This window comes from Paraburkholderia sp. RL17-347-BIC-D, from assembly GCF_046027915.1.
Taxonomy (GTDB): Bacteria; Pseudomonadota; Gammaproteobacteria; order Burkholderiales; family Burkholderiaceae; genus Paraburkholderia.
In genome coordinates, this window is sequence record NZ_JARESS010000001.1 from 113,740 (window position 1) to 128,269 (window position 14,530).

Here is a 14,530-nt window from a genome sequence, read left to right on the forward strand (position 1 = left end):
GATGAATGAAGCAGTGGCAATCGTCGTAGGTTCGTTCGTGATGGCGACGGCAGCCGTGTTCGTCGCCGCTCACTATCACCAGGAGCAAATGCGTCGAAAACGACTCAGACAGATGGGGCACCATCACTACTGGCGGCATTGGAGCAGCGCCCGGCATTGAGCTGCGCTACCGCGCTTGCAGGCGCGGTGACCGCCCGCGGATTCTGCTGGTCATCTCGACCAGCAGAATTCCCCAAGCCAAGACAACCGCCACACACTGCCTCTGTAGCGCGACACGCCTACGCCTGATCCTCCCAATCGTGCCATCCGACCGGATGCGACTCCAGATAGCGGTTTAACGCCCGTCCGACAGTAGGAAAGAAGTGTTGCGATGGCGATTCATGCGGTTTTTGTCGCCGCTTCGCGCACGGCCTGCAGCATGCGCTGGCGAAAAATCTCCGTGTTGGCGAAGAAGAACGTGGCATCCCATCGGGGCATGACGAGCCCCGGAATGCAGCGGCCCTCCGGATTGCGGGCGACGTCGCGATAGCCCTTCATCTGATCGACGCGACCGCGGACGCCACGCACGCCACAGGAACCGCATAACCGCGAGCGCAAGCGCAACGCCGACGCCGTTCACGACCCCGTTCATCGCGACACCGATCAGACACCCGATCGATTGCACGAACTCTCAAGCCCCATTCTGTAGCGAAAAAAGTAGGAACTTCCGCGAACCGTGCCTTGTCCACGAAGCTCGCCCCCGCCTGATCGGGCGGCATGAACCGCGAGGAGGACGTATCGATGGAAAAAGGACGTGTTGCCGCGCTCGACGTCGGTCGGGCGCTCGCGATCGTCGGTGTCGTTGCAGTACACCTGTCGTTCCAGTTTCCCAATCTGCCGCACAGCGTCACGCTGCTGGCGCGCATGGGCCAATACGGCGTGCAGCTGTTCTTCGTAATCAGCGCGATCACGATCTTCATGACGCTTGAAGCGGACCACGAACGTTGCGCGGGCCCACGTCACGTGACATTGCGTTTCTATATCAAGCGTTTCTTTCGCATTGCCCCAATGTATTACGCCGCGATCGCCGTGTATGGACTGATCAGTTACGGCGCGACGCGCTCAGGCTACGAACCCGCATGGGTGCTCGGTGCCCACGGCGCAACGGATATTCTGCTCAACGTGCTGTTTCTGCATGCGCTGTCGCCGACTGCGATCAACAACGTGGTGCCGGGCGGTTGGTCGATCGGTGTCGAGATGCTGTTCTATTTGATCGCGCCGCTGCTGTTTTTCGTCGCGATGAACCGCACGCGCTTGCTGATCGCGACGGTGTCGTTGCTGGCGCTGTCGGTCGTGGCATTGTCGATCGGTGACTGTCACGGCACGCTCGACTGTCATGTAACGAACAACTCGTTCAGCTATTTCTGGCCGCCGGTGCAAGGGCCATGCTTCATCGTCGGCATGTGGGCGTGGTACGCATTCCGCTCGCATCTGACGGGCAGATCCAGCGTGACGCGGCGCACGACGTGGCTGATTTTTTCGCTCGCCTCGGGTTTCGCGCTCGCGACGGCGGCGCTCGGCGTGTGGCTCGCGAAAGCGCACGAACTCGCGCCGGTCTTCGCCGCGTGCAGCGCAGTTGCGTTTCTCCTACTCGTCTGCTCTCGCAACCGCCCCGCGCCGGGCGACAATGCTCGCGGCGCATACATCCGCCGTTGTGCCGACGCGTTGGGTCGCGAAAGCTACGGCATCTACCTGTGGCACTTCATCTGCGTCTACGCGACGTTGCACTTTTTCGAAGGCGTGTTCGGGCAGAGTGGCCGGGAGACGTCGCTTGTGCTCTTCGTCGCGACCGTGCTGGCCGTGCTCGCCGCGTCGTATGCGTTCTCGCGCGCCTCCGACCGCATGATTCAGGGACGCGCGGCCCGTCTGTCGCGCAGCATTCTCGCCCATGTCGACCGGCGCTTCCATCTGAGTAGCCGGGCGTGATGAGCTGCACGTGCAAGCGATCCTGAGGCACGTCAGTTGCTGAAAAAAAGATAAAGGGGTGTGAATCAAAATCGGAATTCTGCCGTGAACACACCTGTCTTCTTTCTCAGGTCATGTCTTTTGGCATTTTCCGCGCTATGGTGATGTATGGTTGGGCAGCCCCCGGGACAGCGAGCCGCTGCACAACAAGGGGAGAAGCACTGTGCATGAAGATCTGGCGGTGTCGCGCGAAACGATGGTCGAGCGGCAACTGATTGCGCGCGGCATTGCGGAGCCGCGCATTCTTGACGCGATGCGGCGCGTGCCGCGCGAGGCCTTTCTGAGTCCCGACCTGCGCGCATGGGCTTATGCGGACGCAGCCCTTCCGATCGAAGCCGGCCAGACCATCACCCAACCGTTCATGGTAGCGCGGATGCTGCAGGCGGCGCGGCTCAAGCCGGACGACCGTGTACTGGAAATCGGCACAGGTTCCGGCTACGCGGCGGCCGTGCTCGCGGAAATCGTTGCACACGTCGATACGGTCGAGCGTCATCCGCAACTCGCTGAGAGCGCGATGGACCGGCTCCGTACACTCGGCTACGACAACGTGAACGTCTACACCGCGGACGGCACACTCGGACTGCCGGCGCATGCACCGTTCGATGCAATCGTCGCCACCGCATCCGGCCCGGGCGTGCCGCCGGCGTGGAGCGCGCAACTGCAGATTGGCGGCCGGATCGTGATGCCGGTGGGTCCGGGCCCGGAGCATCAGCGGCTGATCCGGCTGACTCGTAACAGCAGCACGACTTACCACGAGGAAATGCTCGACCTCGTGCGTTTTGTACCGTTGATTGGTGCTCAGGGCTGGGGCGACATCGAAGGGAAATGAGCCGGCGTGGGCGTGGACATCATCCGAAGCGCCTGCGAGGAATCCGTCCGATGCATCTGTCCGTGAGCAGGCTGCAACGCCCGCGCACGGTGAGGGGCCGCGCGCGCGATATCCCGTGCGCTATGCGAGTGGAGATCACAATGGTCAGCACATTGACGAAAATTCTTCTCATCGTTGTCATTGCGGCGTCGTGCAGCGGATGCTCGCGCAAGGACGACAGCGGAATCGGTGTTCCGGGTGGACACAACGGCATTGGCAACAGTGCGTCATCGCCGAGGGCGGACACGGATTCCTGAGTTCTCCAGGTGATCCGTCGAGCGCGGCACGCGTGCGCGCAAGGTACTCGTCAGGCGGCGGAAGCGAGCAGGGAATTCTTTACGCCTGAGGCAATGCGCAGGGACAAAAGTACGCATCGAGCGCCCACGGGAGCGCGACCAGGCGGCCCACCATCGTTGCGAGTGTATCGGGCGACACTGCGGCGAACGTAATGGTCATTTCTTCGAAGCTGTGACGGCGATCCACACGGATCCGAACGTGATCCGCCTGGGGCGCCTCGCAACCGAAAACCTGCCACGCGGCAACGACCCTCAAGTTGCCTGCCTTTGCACGCACGGTGAGCCGGTAACGATCGTGCTGGAGCGGTGCGCTGTCCCGGGTTGTCATCCCCTGCACGGCGGGATCGTCCGGTGCCGCTTCGATTTGCTCGTCGGTCGATTGCATACTGAACTCCGGATGGCCGGTCATGCGGGACAGGAGCCAGAGCCGATCGGCCGCTCGCAGGACGTCCGCTGTATGAGTATCGTTATAGTCCGCGAGTTCATCGAACGTTAGGATTGCGCGTCGAAATCGACAATATTCTGTGCGCCGGGGCATGGCATGCGTTGCGATGCTGCGACTGCTTAGTCGATAGAAGGGCAACCGGCGATTTCGTTGGGCTCAAGCCCTTAGCGGTTTATAGAAGAAAACACGTGTGCCCGCGAATTTTTACGCTGCGTTGCAATTTGTGCAAAGCATCGTAGGCCGTATGAAAACCGCATCTTCGCGACGCGTCTGTGGGCATGCTTATTGCTCCGTTGAGGAGGGGCGGCGTGTTGTTTGGCCGCGACCCCGAACCATGAGGAGATTCAGCGATGAAACCGAACTTCAGGAACGTCATGGTGATCACGGCAATCGCGATACTGACGATGGGTGGCGCAGGCTGCAAGCGCGCCGACAACAGCAGCGGTGCAGGTGCTGATGCCGGCAGCAGCACAGGAGCAATGAGCGCTCCGTCTGCCGCGAGTGGCATGAGTGCCGGCGCATCGGGCGCGAGCCAGTAGCTCTGGTCGGCGAGCAGCTCGTCTTCACTGCCATCGCGCACGAGTCGATTGCGAACGACAGCAAGGCGCCGGACAGGCAGCGATATCGGCTCGCATCGCCGCACGCCATCTGTAGCGCGGTGCAGCCGAATTTTATGGAGAAACGCAGCATGGACAACGATCTCGAAGCTCGCATTCGCACCCGGGCGTATCAGCTCTGGGAAAATGATCCGTCGCCGGACAGCAACGCAGAAAAGCACTGGGAGGAAGCGCGCCGGCAGATCGAAGCCGAGGGTGATGATGCGCAGGGCAGTCCAGAACCCAACGTCGATCAATCGGCGGATCGGGAGCGGGGCGGCCGGATTGCGCCGGAAGAGCAACTGCAGGACGTGCCCGGCGGCGATGCGGATGCGGCAGGTAGAGAAAAACGGTAGCGCCGGCGTTGCGTGGGCGCGAGCGACCGCAGATGCGGCTCACTCCCTAGAGCGTTGATACAGGACGCTCTCGGCCTTGAATGTCCCAACTTCACCGGTCGGTGTTTTGGTCATTCAATGCGCTGCGCTCAAGCGAGCCTTGACGTCCTCGGCGTTGCCGTCTTTCGGCGTTTGACCCAGCGAAGCAGTGACCTCCGCGCCAAAAAGAAAAACGATGGCGCAAAAATATAGCCACATCATCAGCACTGCAAGCGAGCCCGCTGCGCCGAATGCGCCCGCCGTCCCCGCGTGGGCGAGGTATAGGCCAAACAGGTGCCTGCCCACTGTAAACAGCAACGCTGCGATGGCTCCCCCTATCAAGGCGGAGCGGAAGTTGACTCGCTTGTCAGGTAGCCACTTGATCAGCGCACCTAGTCCGAAAGTCATTATCACGAGGCCAAAAATAGACTGCGCGACGTCGGCAACGACGCTAAGGGTCGAACTGCCAAATACAGCACGGCCCGCTGTCTGTATCGCGGCGTCGAGGACCAGCGAGACCACCAGCAGAAAGCTGAGTCCCATGAGCAGGCCGAGCGAGACGAGTCGCGCCCGTATCACCCATGCCAGGCCGGCTAGGCCTTTAGGCGATTTCGCCGCAAAGACCACATCGAGTGCCGTATTCAGGCACGAAAACGTCGCCGAAGCCCCGATGAGCAGCAGCACGACAGAGAACGCCGCAGCCACGCCACTGCCACTCGAACGATGCGCGTGTTCGACAACAGCCTGCATCGCACTGGCAGCCTCGTTGCCGAGCAACTGCCTGATCTGGCCGAAGAACTGGCCCTGTGCGATGTCGCGGCCGACGAACCAGCCCGTAATCGCGAGAACGATCAGTAAAGTCGGAGCCAGCGAAAACGCGGAGTAGAAGCCGATGCTCGCGCCCATCATCGCGCACCGGTCCGACGAAAATCGTTCGACGGCGTCCCTCATGACGGCCACTGCGTTGCCTGCTCGGCTGGATCGGGAGCCGGCGTTGCGTCTCTGATATTCCATGCTGTTCTCCCGTCGGCTCGTTGCCTTAAGTGTCCAGAGGTCGAGCAATTTCCCAGCCGCCGGACGTCAGGCACTCAGTCTTCTTCGAGGCGCTGCGCAAATATTCAACGACGAGTCCGATCCGCACACACTTCGTTAGCTATGGACGACCTAACGCAATTCGAGCCACATTGGCTGATGATCCGAGGCCTGACTGTCCGGATCGACCTCGCAAGCCGCAACGCGTGATGTCAGGTCGTCCGTTACGAAAATGAAATCGCAGGCGAATGGACCATCCGGCCACTGCTCGTGATCATATAAACCCACCGTCGGGGCGCGCGGCGCGCGAGGGTGGGCGCTGGCCCACGCATCGATAAAACAAGGGGCATCGGCGATCGGTTCAAGCATCCGGCAATACGCGCTGCTTTCAAACGCACTGTTGAAGTCGCCACAGACAATCGCGCTCATAGGCCGCGCGGTGTCGGAAAACGGGCTGTCGATTTTTTCCGCCTTGGCGGGCGCTCGTGCGTGATCGCATGCTTCCCTGTGCAACTCCCGCAATCGGGCGAGTTGCGCGAGCAGCTGTTTCTCCGAATAGAACTCGAGATGCGTGGAGACCACCCGTATCGCGCCGATATCGGTTTCGATCACGGCTTCGAGCGCCACTCTCAGCATCGACGGTCTGGCGGGATCCGCAGGCCACGGGAGGGCGTGGCGCAACACCTGCCTGACGGGCAACCGCGTCACGATCGCATTGCCGAACTGACGCCGATGGTGGCTCGCGCCGAGCGCTGGAAGATCGGAGCCCACTGCGTCGAGCACCGTGAACTGCGGAAGCAATGCGGCCAGTTCGGCGAATTGATCGGCGGAGGGGCCGCCGGCCAAACCTCCCGACATCGGGTCCTCATGAAAACCGCGCGTGACTTCCTGCATGCAAAGGATGTCGAAATCGCACAGCGCGCGCGCTTCGCTCACGATTCGGGCGAGGTCGACCCTGCCGTCCACGCCGCGTCCCCATTGAACATTCCAATTGACGAGTTCCATGGCGGTTTCATCTCCATTCGGCTTACGCCCGCGGGTTCCTGTGGTGCAGAGGCTAACCGTCCGTGTCCGGACCGAGGTAGCCGGGCAATCCCAGTGCCGCGTTGCTCTTTGCCAGTCTGATCGCTTCGTTCACTAGCGCGGCGAATGTCTCGTCGCTGTCCGGCCGCGGCAGAGTCGAGCGAAAGAAGTCGGCCCATCGGAATTCTTCCAGAGGGACACTGGTTTTTTCATAGCCGCCGGCATCGCGGACTGCCGCTGCGAGGCTGCGGTACTCGTCATCCCCCAGCGCCCAGATGTGTTCCGGTAAATCGGAAAACGGCCGACGTCTGCCTTCGGCGTCGTACGGGAATGTCCATCGCTTGTTTTCCATGCTGAGCCAGAATGACGCCTGTGAATAGGAGGACAGATCCCTGACCAAAACAATCGGCACGGACTTGATGCCCACGTGCCAGAGCGCGGCGGCCACGTGATGATGATCGATCGCAAACGGCGCGTCGTTCGGCCCGTAGACCACGGGTATCGGTTTCTCTGCGATGGCCATCTCCAGATCGTGCCCGCTCAGCGCTTTGTATTGTTTGATTTTTTCGCGGACCTCCCGTGCGCCGTGTGTCATCTGGGTGGGACGTAGACGTTCGATTTTGAGAGTGGTCATGCCGGTCTCCTGTCGACCCGAGTTGGCGGATGTTTTGAACCTACCGCAAGATGCATACCGTCCGCCGCTAGGGCAGGATACAAGCGGAATTACCGATGCCCCCCAGCATTGGCGCGCCATGCGGTGAACATCCATCAGCCGGGCCTGTGTTTTGCTACCAAACCGAGCCATAGGGGTATGCATCAAACAGCAGGCGTTACATCCTCCGACGCCTCGCAACGTTTTGCGGCTCCCCACAATCGACCCATGTCTGAAGACAAACCGAAGAGCCGTCCGCGCGGCAGCACGCAGGCCGACCCAGATGCCGAGCGCGACCAGCAACCGGCGACGTTAGACGAATGCCGCCGTTGCGCGCTATGGCGCAATGCGACACAAGCGGTGCCCGGTGAAGGGCCGAAACATGCGGCAATCATGTTGATTGGCGAGCAGCCGGGGGACGCCGAAGACTTGCAAGGCAGACCATTCGTCGGACCAGCGGGAGCACTGCTCGATAAGGCACTCGAAGAGGCCGGGCTGGAACGCAAAAAGGTTTATGTGACGAACGCCGTCAAGCATTTCAAGTGGACGCCGCGTGGCAAGCGCCGCACGCACAAAACGCCGGGACAGCGAGAGATCGAAGCGTGCGGATACTGGCTCGAACAGGAACTGCGGAGTACAGCGGCGCTCGTGATCGTTGCGTTAGGCGCTACTGCGCTAAAGGCGGTGCTGGACGATTCGCACGCGCGGTTACAGGATACGCTCGGCAAAACGATCGAGCACGGCGAGCGGACGGTTGTTGCGACGTATCATCCGTCGTTCGCATTGCGCGCGCCGGATGCCGCAACGCGGCAACGCGCGTATGACGCGATTGTCTCGGCCCTTCAGGACGCGGACAAGCTGAGTCGCAAGCACAAGCGATCCAACTGATGCCGTAGCCCACGCTGGACCGAGCGCCTTGCGCTCACGCCGCCGATTGCGCTGCCTGTAAGCCAAGCCGTTCCATCAACCGTTGCGCGTCGAAGGGCGCATGTGTTTTGGCGTCGTTGTCGAAATAGCAGTACACGTCTCGCCGCGCCCGAGTGGGTGGACGAAGGTGCGGCGCGATCAGCCGCGCGTCGGCTGGCTGCGAACCGCGGCGCCATGCATCGATCCGGGCGGCCCAGTCGTCTAACGCTTCGTCCGCGTAGGCGCCGGAATACCGCGATTCGGTGCCGTGCAGTCGGATGTAGACGAAGTCAGCGGTAACGTCTTCGGCCAGCGGCCACGGTTCGGTCGAGTCGGAGACAACCAGCGCGGTTTCGTACTCCCTGAGCAGATCGACGAAGGCAGGGTCCATAAAACTGGCGTGGCGTACCTCGATGGCGTGGCGCAGTCTCCGCTTGCGGTCCATCGCGATATACGGCGTCTTGACGCGCTCATCGTGTTGCTCCGCCAAAGAGAGCGCGGCGGCGGTGTCGCGAGGCAGAAAACGTAAAAAGCGTTCCATGGCCGCCGGTTCGAAGCGGAACGAAGGCGGGAACTGCCACAGAATGGGCCCGAGCTTTTCGTTCAGCGAGAGGAGGCCCTGCGCGAAAAAGTTGGCACTGGCGACTCGCGTGCTGTCGTCGCGGAAACGCAATAGGTGCGTCAGATACCGCGCGCCTTTCACGCTGAAGACAAAGTCGGCAGGAGTCTCGGCATACCAACGCCGCCAACTGTCGAGCGACTGAAGGCTGTAATGCGTACCATTGATTTCAATGCTCTGGAAAAGCGACGACGCGAACTGCAATTCGGCGGCCTGTTTTAGCCCATGGGGATAGAAGCTATCTCTCCATCCCTTGTAGCGCCAACCGGAAATGCCTATGCGTACGTCGCCAATTTGTTTCATGGGTACATCGCGCGATTGCATGCGTGGACTGAATTCAGACGAAGCGAGCAACGCCTGTTCCCGCGGTGGCGGTACATTCCAGAGTGCAGTTCATCAGGTATGGGCCGCCTGATTGCAAGGCGCTGAACAACGGGACCATCAAGGAGCAAGAACTCGTGCCGAAAGCCTCTCCATCAACTGCGTTTGGAATTTTCGAGCGGGTGGTCATTAGCCTTTACGACGGCGGCGTTCTGTCGCCAGCGGTGCTAGAGCGCGTCATTGGCGCGTTCGCGCAGGCGGGTGCCGACTGGCATGGCACTTCCACTGGCCGTTCCGTCGACGGCCGCTCGCTGCATGAAATCGTCGTACAGACAATGCTTCCGCGCGATGACCTGCAGTCGGCTTCAACGTCGTTCATGACGGTGGTCGAACACATCGCGGAAAGCGTGCTTTCGGCTAGCGCTGCGAGCAAATCCGCCAAAGAGGCTGAACCACGGCGTACCAGAAGCAGGAAAACGTCCGACGCAGACGAAGACGAAGACACCGGCGCGGACGAACTGTTGGCGCAACTATCGGGCAGCGCACAACCAGGCAAGCGACGTCGCTCGAACAAAGCCGATACGCCGGCCAAGTCGAGCAGTTTCAATCCGTTTCTGAATGCGGCGCTGCCGCGTACGAAGAAGTCGTGACAGCCCACTCGAGGCAAGAGGCTGGCGCAACGCAGCATAGAGATATGTCGGTGCGCCGGGCCGAGGGGTCCCAAGACCTTGGCGCGAACTACGTTGACCGAAATCGCGCGGATAGCAACGTTAACCTTGGAAAATCCATGCAAATTTGATTGGAACGACGCGTATCGGACGAGCACTGAAAGGGCGGGACGTGTAGTTTTCCGCGCACCCGGAGTGGGTCTTACGGTTGATGCGCCGCAACAGCCGATCACGGGCGTCGATCGAGGACGGAAGGCCGGAACAAGTGCATCATCCTGGAACGGAGGGCCTTCGCCGCCTGAATGACGGCACCCGGCTTACCTGTGAGTACACGGACGACGATCGGCATCCTAACCATCCCCCTTTGTGCGGAAGGCACCCAACATGCGGGCGTCATTCCGCATTCGGCCGGTCCAACCCGGTGCCCGATGGAAGTGCCCACCGGGCCGAAAAGATAGGAGGCAGCATCATGCCCGCCACGAATCCTGAAGAGATCTGTCGCCTGTTCCAGCAGTACATGGCCGAGGGCGATCTTGAATCAGCGTTGAGCGTGTACGACCCCGACGCAGTCTTCTTGAATCAATCGCGCGACATCAGCAAGGGCCGGGAAGGTTTAAGGCAGGAGTTGGCGCCCCTCGCGGCAATGAAGGTTCGCTTCGACTTCAAGGTCAAACAGGTGATCGAGACCGGAGGCATTGCGCTGATGCACACGGAGTGGACAGTCTCCGGACCGGAGCCGATGAAGGTGTACGCGATCGAGGTTGCGCGCCGTCAGCAAGATGGCAGTTGGCGCTGGCTGATCGGCGACCCTTTTACGGTCAGCAGGGAGTTTGGCGCTGAGAAGTAGCCCGTATTGGCCAAAGGCGATTTCGTGCTGATGGCGTTGCCGCGTGGGCAAGGGGAGAACGCTGTGCGCTAACCGGTGCCGTCCGGTTTAGCTGGCCTGTAGCGATCCCCAATCGCAGCCTTTCGAACGCAAACGCAAGGGAATGTGCCACCGGCCTCGAATCAAAGGACATCGCTGGTCGTCGCCACGAAGGACATTCACGGCGACGACAAACCTCGGCGCTTGCCTTCCCGCTTCACCGTGAATTGGCCCACGCGATAGCGTCAGCACCGGCGGCGATGCGAAGCGGGCTCGATGGATCGTTCGCTGCGCGCCACACGGCTTCCGCTACGTCGAGCGAGCGTGTGATTGCCGACTCCTGCTGCCATTGGGTGAAAACGCGCTGTGCCAACTCAGAATACGCTTCGGGAACGCCGCTCCGCATGCGGGACTGTGCATTCTCGCCGAAGCGGGTCTCCGGCGCGCGTCCCGGCAGGACCAGGCGCACGCGCACATTGAATGGCTCGAGTTCCAGAGCGACGGATTCGGTGAACGCGTTAATCGCCGCCTTGCTGGCGGTATAAACGGAAAGCAGATGCAGCGGCCTCAAGGTCACACTCGAGGTGACATTGACGACGACGCCTGCTTTCCGCTCCCGAAACTGAGGCAGGACCGCCTGGGTCATCGCTATCGTGCCGAGGGTGTTCGTTTCGAAGACTTCGCGAGCGATGTCCATCGATGTGCCTTCGAGGGCGTTCAGCACGCCAATCCCCGCGTTATTGACGAGCACGTCGAGCGGCCCGGCCGCATCCACGGCGTGACGGATGCTTTCCGAGTCTGTCACGTCGAGGGCGAGCACGCGCAGACGCTCGGAGCGCGGCAGAACCTCCTCCCGCAGCGTGCGCATGGTGGCGACGACGCGCCAGTCGCGATCGAGGAAATAGCGGGCGGTTTCGAGGCCGAATCCGGACGAGCATCCGGTGATCAGGACGGTTTTCATGACGATTCCTGTAGAAGGTCGAAGTACCGACACGATAAGTCGCCCTTGGTGGACTTGCTACAATTGAACGTCCAGTTTTCATTCGAAGGAGTCCGGTTATGGTCGACCCTCTCGCCGAGATCGTCACGCTGCTACAGCCGGTCGCCACGTTCTCGAAGGTGGTCAGCGGCGCCGGTCGCTGGCGTGTTCGCCGCTCGGACGCCGGGCAGCCGTTCTACTGTGTGATCCTCGATGGTTCGTGCCGCCTCGTCACGAACGGGCACGAACCGGTCATCCTTCAGGCAGATGATTTCGTTCTGATCCCGGAGGTATGCGGCTTCACGATGTCGAGCCTCGAGCCGCCCGACCCGGAGGACACCGATACCTCGCCCGTCGCGCTGCTCGATGGCGGATTCAGGCTGGGCGTCGAGGGCGAACCGGCTGACGTTCAACTGCTCGTCGGCCACTGCGTGTTCGGTTCGCCGGACGCCGCCTTGCTGGTGTCGCTTCTTCCTGAACTCGTGCACGTTCGCGGCGAGCGCAGACTGGCCACCCTGGTGAAGCTCGTCAGGGAGGAATCTCGCGAGCAGCGGCCCGCGCGGGACGTCGTGCTCGCGCGCCTGCTCGAAGTTCTTTTCATCGAGGCACTCCGGTCGACGGGAACGGCAGCGTCGCCCGGCCTCGTGCGCGGGCTCGCCGACGGACGCCTTGCGCTGGCGATATGTCAAATGCACGAACGTCCTGACAAGTCCTGGACGGTGGCGCAACTGGCGACGGCAGCCGCGCTTTCCCGCTCGGCATTTTTCGAACGCTTCAGCCGCGCGGTAGGCGTCGCGCCGATGGAGTACCTGTTGTCCTGGCGCATGGCCCTGGCCAAGAACCTGCTGCGACGGAAAGATAGCGGCGTCGCGAAAATAGCGGAGCGCGTCGGCTACAGTTCGGCGAGTGCGTTCAGCGTTGCATTCACTCGCTATGTCGGACTACCGCCGACTCAATACGCACAAGAGCAGAGGGATACGTGACGCCCATAACGAACGCTGATGCGGCGGAGCGGCCTGCACATTTCAGGTAGTATTTGTTCGCGGTGAATCGCACGTCGATTAGAACAAGTCATGTATTCGACGCAAGACGCTCTTGTCAATCAGGCCTGTACCAATCAGCTTCGAGTGTCCCTGGCATTACTGCAGAGCGAAGCGGCGCAGGTGTGCGCCGATGCCGGACATCAGGATATTCACAAGCGATGCACGGACGGTTCAGTTCGCTGACATGTCGCGCAAGAGTTTGGCTATACAAAGGTACCGCAACCGGTTACCACCGAAGCGCAGCCGCTCCAGGAGGATCTGCCATGAATACGAAGCAGGGTAAAAAAGTACATCTCGATGCTGCTGCATCGCATCACGAGCAAGCGGCGCGATTTCACCGCGAGGCATCGCAGTACTACGAGGCGGCCAAGAATTACGATCACGCGGCTCATCAGGCCGTGTTGGCGCAAGGCCATGCACTGTTCGCCATCGAGGAGTCCAATCTCGCCGCCAAGCATTCAGGCGCGCCATTGCCGGCCGGGTCCGTTGAAAGCGGGCTGACTGCCGCGCAACACCATGCAGCGGCGTCGGAGCTTCATGGGCAGGCGGCGCAACATCTGCGGCGCGCGGCAAAAGTCTTCGATGAAGACCGCAGCGCAGTCGCCCATGAAACTCAGGTGGGTTTTTCTCTTGCGTCACGGGCGCTCGCGCATGGCAACGAAGCAGCCAAGCAATATGTCGCGTCGCTGCGGGAAAAAGGAGTTTAAATTTTTACCTGAAACGAAGCCGCGCTCTGCAAGTGAGTGCGGCGAGCTCCAGTTTCTGTAGATCGAAAGGACACAATGCCCGGCGTATCAGGCTTGTCCGATCCGTGGCAATACTTTGCTGCCAGCATCTCTTCGGGCAGCGTTTGTCCTTTCAACATAACAGGAAGTCTGTGCATGGACGAAGATGCACGTGCCTTTAACGGGCTGCGCCCGCGACTCCAGAAGATTGCGTATCGAATGCTGGGGTCGGTTGCCGAGGCCGAAGATATCGTGCAGGACGTCTGGCTGCGTTGGCATGCGACAGCCCGTGAAGCCATTGATAACGCGGAAGCGTGGCTGGTCTCAGTTACGACTCGCATGTCCATCGACCGTTTGCGCGCGGCGAAGATTCAACGCGAACACTACGCGGGCATCTGGTTGCCCGAACCGCAGATGACGGACTTCCCGGCTACGCCAGAGGAGGCCACGGAGCGCGCCGACGACGTCTCCGTGGCGTTTCTGGCGCTGCTCGAGCGGCTGACGCCGGAAGCCCGGGCGGCGTTCCTGCTGCGCGAGGTATTCGACGCCGACTATGACGAAGTCGCACAAGCCATCGGCAAGACTGAGGCGGCGTGCCGTCAACTGGTCAGCCGTGCAAAAACGCAACTACGCGACGATCGTCCGCGCTATGTGGTCCCGCGCGAGACGCATCTCCGTTTGCTGGGAACGTTCGCGCAGGCGCTGCAGCGCGGCGACTTCCACGCGATCAACGCGTTGCTGGCCGAAGACGCGACGCTGATCGGCGACGGCGGCGGCAAAGTCCAGAGTTTCCCGAAGCCGATGGCGGGTGGGCGGCGCATCGCGCAGCTTTTCTACGCGTCGTCGCGGCGCTATGGCGACGAACTCAGCGTCAAGCTCGTGGTGCTCAACGGTCAATGGGCACTGTTGCGTTTTATCGAAGGCAAACTCGAATCGGCACAGTCGTTCGAAACGGACGGCGAGCGCATCGTTCGCATCCATGTGCAGCGCAACCCTGACAAGCTCTCACGCATCGCGGCGGCACACGCCAACGGCTGAACGCCGGTCTCTCTGCGGCGCGTCGATTGGTGTCTCGCGGGCAACACCGTGAGCGCGTGCACCGGCCTACCGTGAC

18 protein-coding genes are annotated in these 14,530 nt (G+C 61.4%); 10 read left to right on the forward strand and 8 right to left on the reverse strand.

Translation table 11 applies throughout. The features are described 5' to 3' along the window. Window position 1 precedes the first annotated feature (1 nt). Window positions 2-160 (forward strand): hypothetical protein, encoded by a 159-nt coding sequence (locus P0D96_RS00570; protein ID WP_408176092.1) that lies wholly within the window; start codon window positions 2-4, stop codon window positions 158-160. 218 nt (window positions 161-378) lie between these two features. Here P0D96_RS00570 and P0D96_RS00575 read toward each other — a convergent pair whose 3' ends face one another. Continuing rightward, the gene (locus P0D96_RS00575) at window positions 379-537 is read right to left on the reverse strand and encodes an STAS domain-containing protein (protein WP_408287523.1); all 159 of its coding nucleotides are present in this window, start codon (window positions 535-537) and stop codon (window positions 379-381) included. 243 nt (window positions 538-780) lie between these two features. Here P0D96_RS00575 and P0D96_RS00580 point away from each other — a divergent pair, with 243 nt between their 5' ends. Together P0D96_RS00580 and P0D96_RS00585 are read left to right on the forward strand one after the other, a co-directional pair. Next, the gene (locus P0D96_RS00580; RefSeq protein ID WP_408287520.1) at window positions 781-1,965 is read left to right on the forward strand and encodes an acyltransferase family protein; all 1,185 of its coding nucleotides are present in this window, start codon (window positions 781-783) and stop codon (window positions 1,963-1,965) included. Window positions 1,966-2,167: 202 nt separating this feature from the next. Beyond that, the gene (locus P0D96_RS00585) at window positions 2,168-2,833 is read left to right on the forward strand and encodes a protein-L-isoaspartate(D-aspartate) O-methyltransferase (RefSeq protein WP_132374146.1); all 666 of its coding nucleotides are present in this window, start codon (window positions 2,168-2,170) and stop codon (window positions 2,831-2,833) included. 375 nt (window positions 2,834-3,208) lie between these two features. Here P0D96_RS00585 and P0D96_RS00590 read toward each other — a convergent pair whose 3' ends face one another. Both P0D96_RS00590 and P0D96_RS00595 read right to left on the reverse strand, forming a co-directional pair. Beyond that, window positions 3,209-3,553 (reverse strand): hypothetical protein, encoded by a 345-nt coding sequence (locus tag P0D96_RS00590; protein WP_408310763.1) that lies wholly within the window; start codon window positions 3,551-3,553, stop codon window positions 3,209-3,211. Between the two features lie 232 nt (window positions 3,554-3,785). Continuing rightward, a complete protein-coding gene (locus P0D96_RS00595) occupies window positions 3,786-4,193 on the reverse strand; it encodes a hypothetical protein (protein ID WP_408310766.1) in 408 nt (135 codons plus the stop codon). 108 nt (window positions 4,194-4,301) lie between these two features. On the opposite strand from P0D96_RS00595, the gene P0D96_RS00600 reads away from it, so the two are divergent. Continuing rightward, on the forward strand, window positions 4,302-4,565 hold the full coding sequence (locus P0D96_RS00600; RefSeq protein ID WP_132374149.1) for a DUF2934 domain-containing protein: 264 nt from the start codon (window positions 4,302-4,304) through the stop codon (window positions 4,563-4,565). 114 nt (window positions 4,566-4,679) lie between these two features. Here P0D96_RS00600 and P0D96_RS00605 read toward each other — a convergent pair whose 3' ends face one another. The 3 genes from P0D96_RS00605 to P0D96_RS00615 form a co-directional block, all read right to left on the reverse strand. Beyond that, a complete protein-coding gene (locus P0D96_RS00605; RefSeq protein WP_408310770.1) occupies window positions 4,680-5,597 on the reverse strand; it encodes a YihY/virulence factor BrkB family protein in 918 nt (305 codons plus the stop codon). A gap of 150 nt (window positions 5,598-5,747) precedes the next feature. After that, complete coding sequence (locus P0D96_RS00610; protein WP_408310773.1) at window positions 5,748-6,620, reverse strand: endonuclease/exonuclease/phosphatase family protein; 873 nt, start codon at window positions 6,618-6,620, stop codon at window positions 5,748-5,750. 52 nt (window positions 6,621-6,672) lie between these two features. Beyond that, window positions 6,673-7,272, reverse strand: coding sequence for a ParB-like protein (locus tag P0D96_RS00615; RefSeq protein WP_408176105.1), 600 nt, complete (start codon window positions 7,270-7,272; stop codon window positions 6,673-6,675). 246 nt (window positions 7,273-7,518) lie between these two features. On the opposite strand from P0D96_RS00615, the gene P0D96_RS00620 reads away from it, so the two are divergent. Beyond that, window positions 7,519-8,178, forward strand: coding sequence for a UdgX family uracil-DNA binding protein (locus tag P0D96_RS00620; RefSeq protein WP_408310776.1), 660 nt, complete (start codon window positions 7,519-7,521; stop codon window positions 8,176-8,178). Window positions 8,179-8,212: 34 nt separating this feature from the next. Here P0D96_RS00620 and P0D96_RS00625 read toward each other — a convergent pair whose 3' ends face one another. Continuing rightward, on the reverse strand, window positions 8,213-9,118 hold the full coding sequence (locus P0D96_RS00625) for a DUF72 domain-containing protein (protein ID WP_408311644.1): 906 nt from the start codon (window positions 9,116-9,118) through the stop codon (window positions 8,213-8,215). 155 nt (window positions 9,119-9,273) lie between these two features. Between P0D96_RS00625 and P0D96_RS00630 the strand changes: the two genes are divergently transcribed. Then, window positions 9,274-9,786, forward strand: coding sequence for a hypothetical protein (locus P0D96_RS00630; RefSeq protein WP_408287503.1), 513 nt, complete (start codon window positions 9,274-9,276; stop codon window positions 9,784-9,786). Between the two features lie 487 nt (window positions 9,787-10,273). Further along, a complete protein-coding gene (locus P0D96_RS00635; protein ID WP_408176109.1) occupies window positions 10,274-10,651 on the forward strand; it encodes a YybH family protein in 378 nt (125 codons plus the stop codon). 235 nt (window positions 10,652-10,886) lie between these two features. Here the strand turns inward: P0D96_RS00635 and P0D96_RS00640 are convergent, their stop codons facing one another. Continuing rightward, window positions 10,887-11,630 carry an SDR family oxidoreductase gene (locus P0D96_RS00640; protein WP_408310778.1) on the reverse strand — a complete coding sequence of 248 codons (744 nt, stop codon included), beginning with the start codon at window positions 11,628-11,630 and terminating at the stop codon, window positions 10,887-10,889. Between the two features lie 98 nt (window positions 11,631-11,728). On the opposite strand from P0D96_RS00640, the gene P0D96_RS00645 reads away from it, so the two are divergent. The 3 genes from P0D96_RS00645 to P0D96_RS00655 all read left to right on the forward strand — a co-directional run bounded on the left by P0D96_RS00645 (window position 11,729) and on the right by P0D96_RS00655 (window position 14,454). Then, entirely contained in the window at window positions 11,729-12,631 is a 903-nt protein-coding gene (locus tag P0D96_RS00645; protein ID WP_408287496.1) for an AraC family transcriptional regulator, read from the forward strand. Window positions 12,632-12,849: 218 nt separating this feature from the next. Continuing rightward, entirely contained in the window at window positions 12,850-13,398 is a 549-nt protein-coding gene (locus P0D96_RS00650; protein WP_408176112.1) for a hypothetical protein, read from the forward strand. A gap of 174 nt (window positions 13,399-13,572) precedes the next feature. After that, the gene (locus tag P0D96_RS00655) at window positions 13,573-14,454 is read left to right on the forward strand and encodes an RNA polymerase sigma-70 factor (protein ID WP_408310781.1); all 882 of its coding nucleotides are present in this window, start codon (window positions 13,573-13,575) and stop codon (window positions 14,452-14,454) included. The last annotated feature ends 76 nt before the right edge of the window (window positions 14,455-14,530 follow it).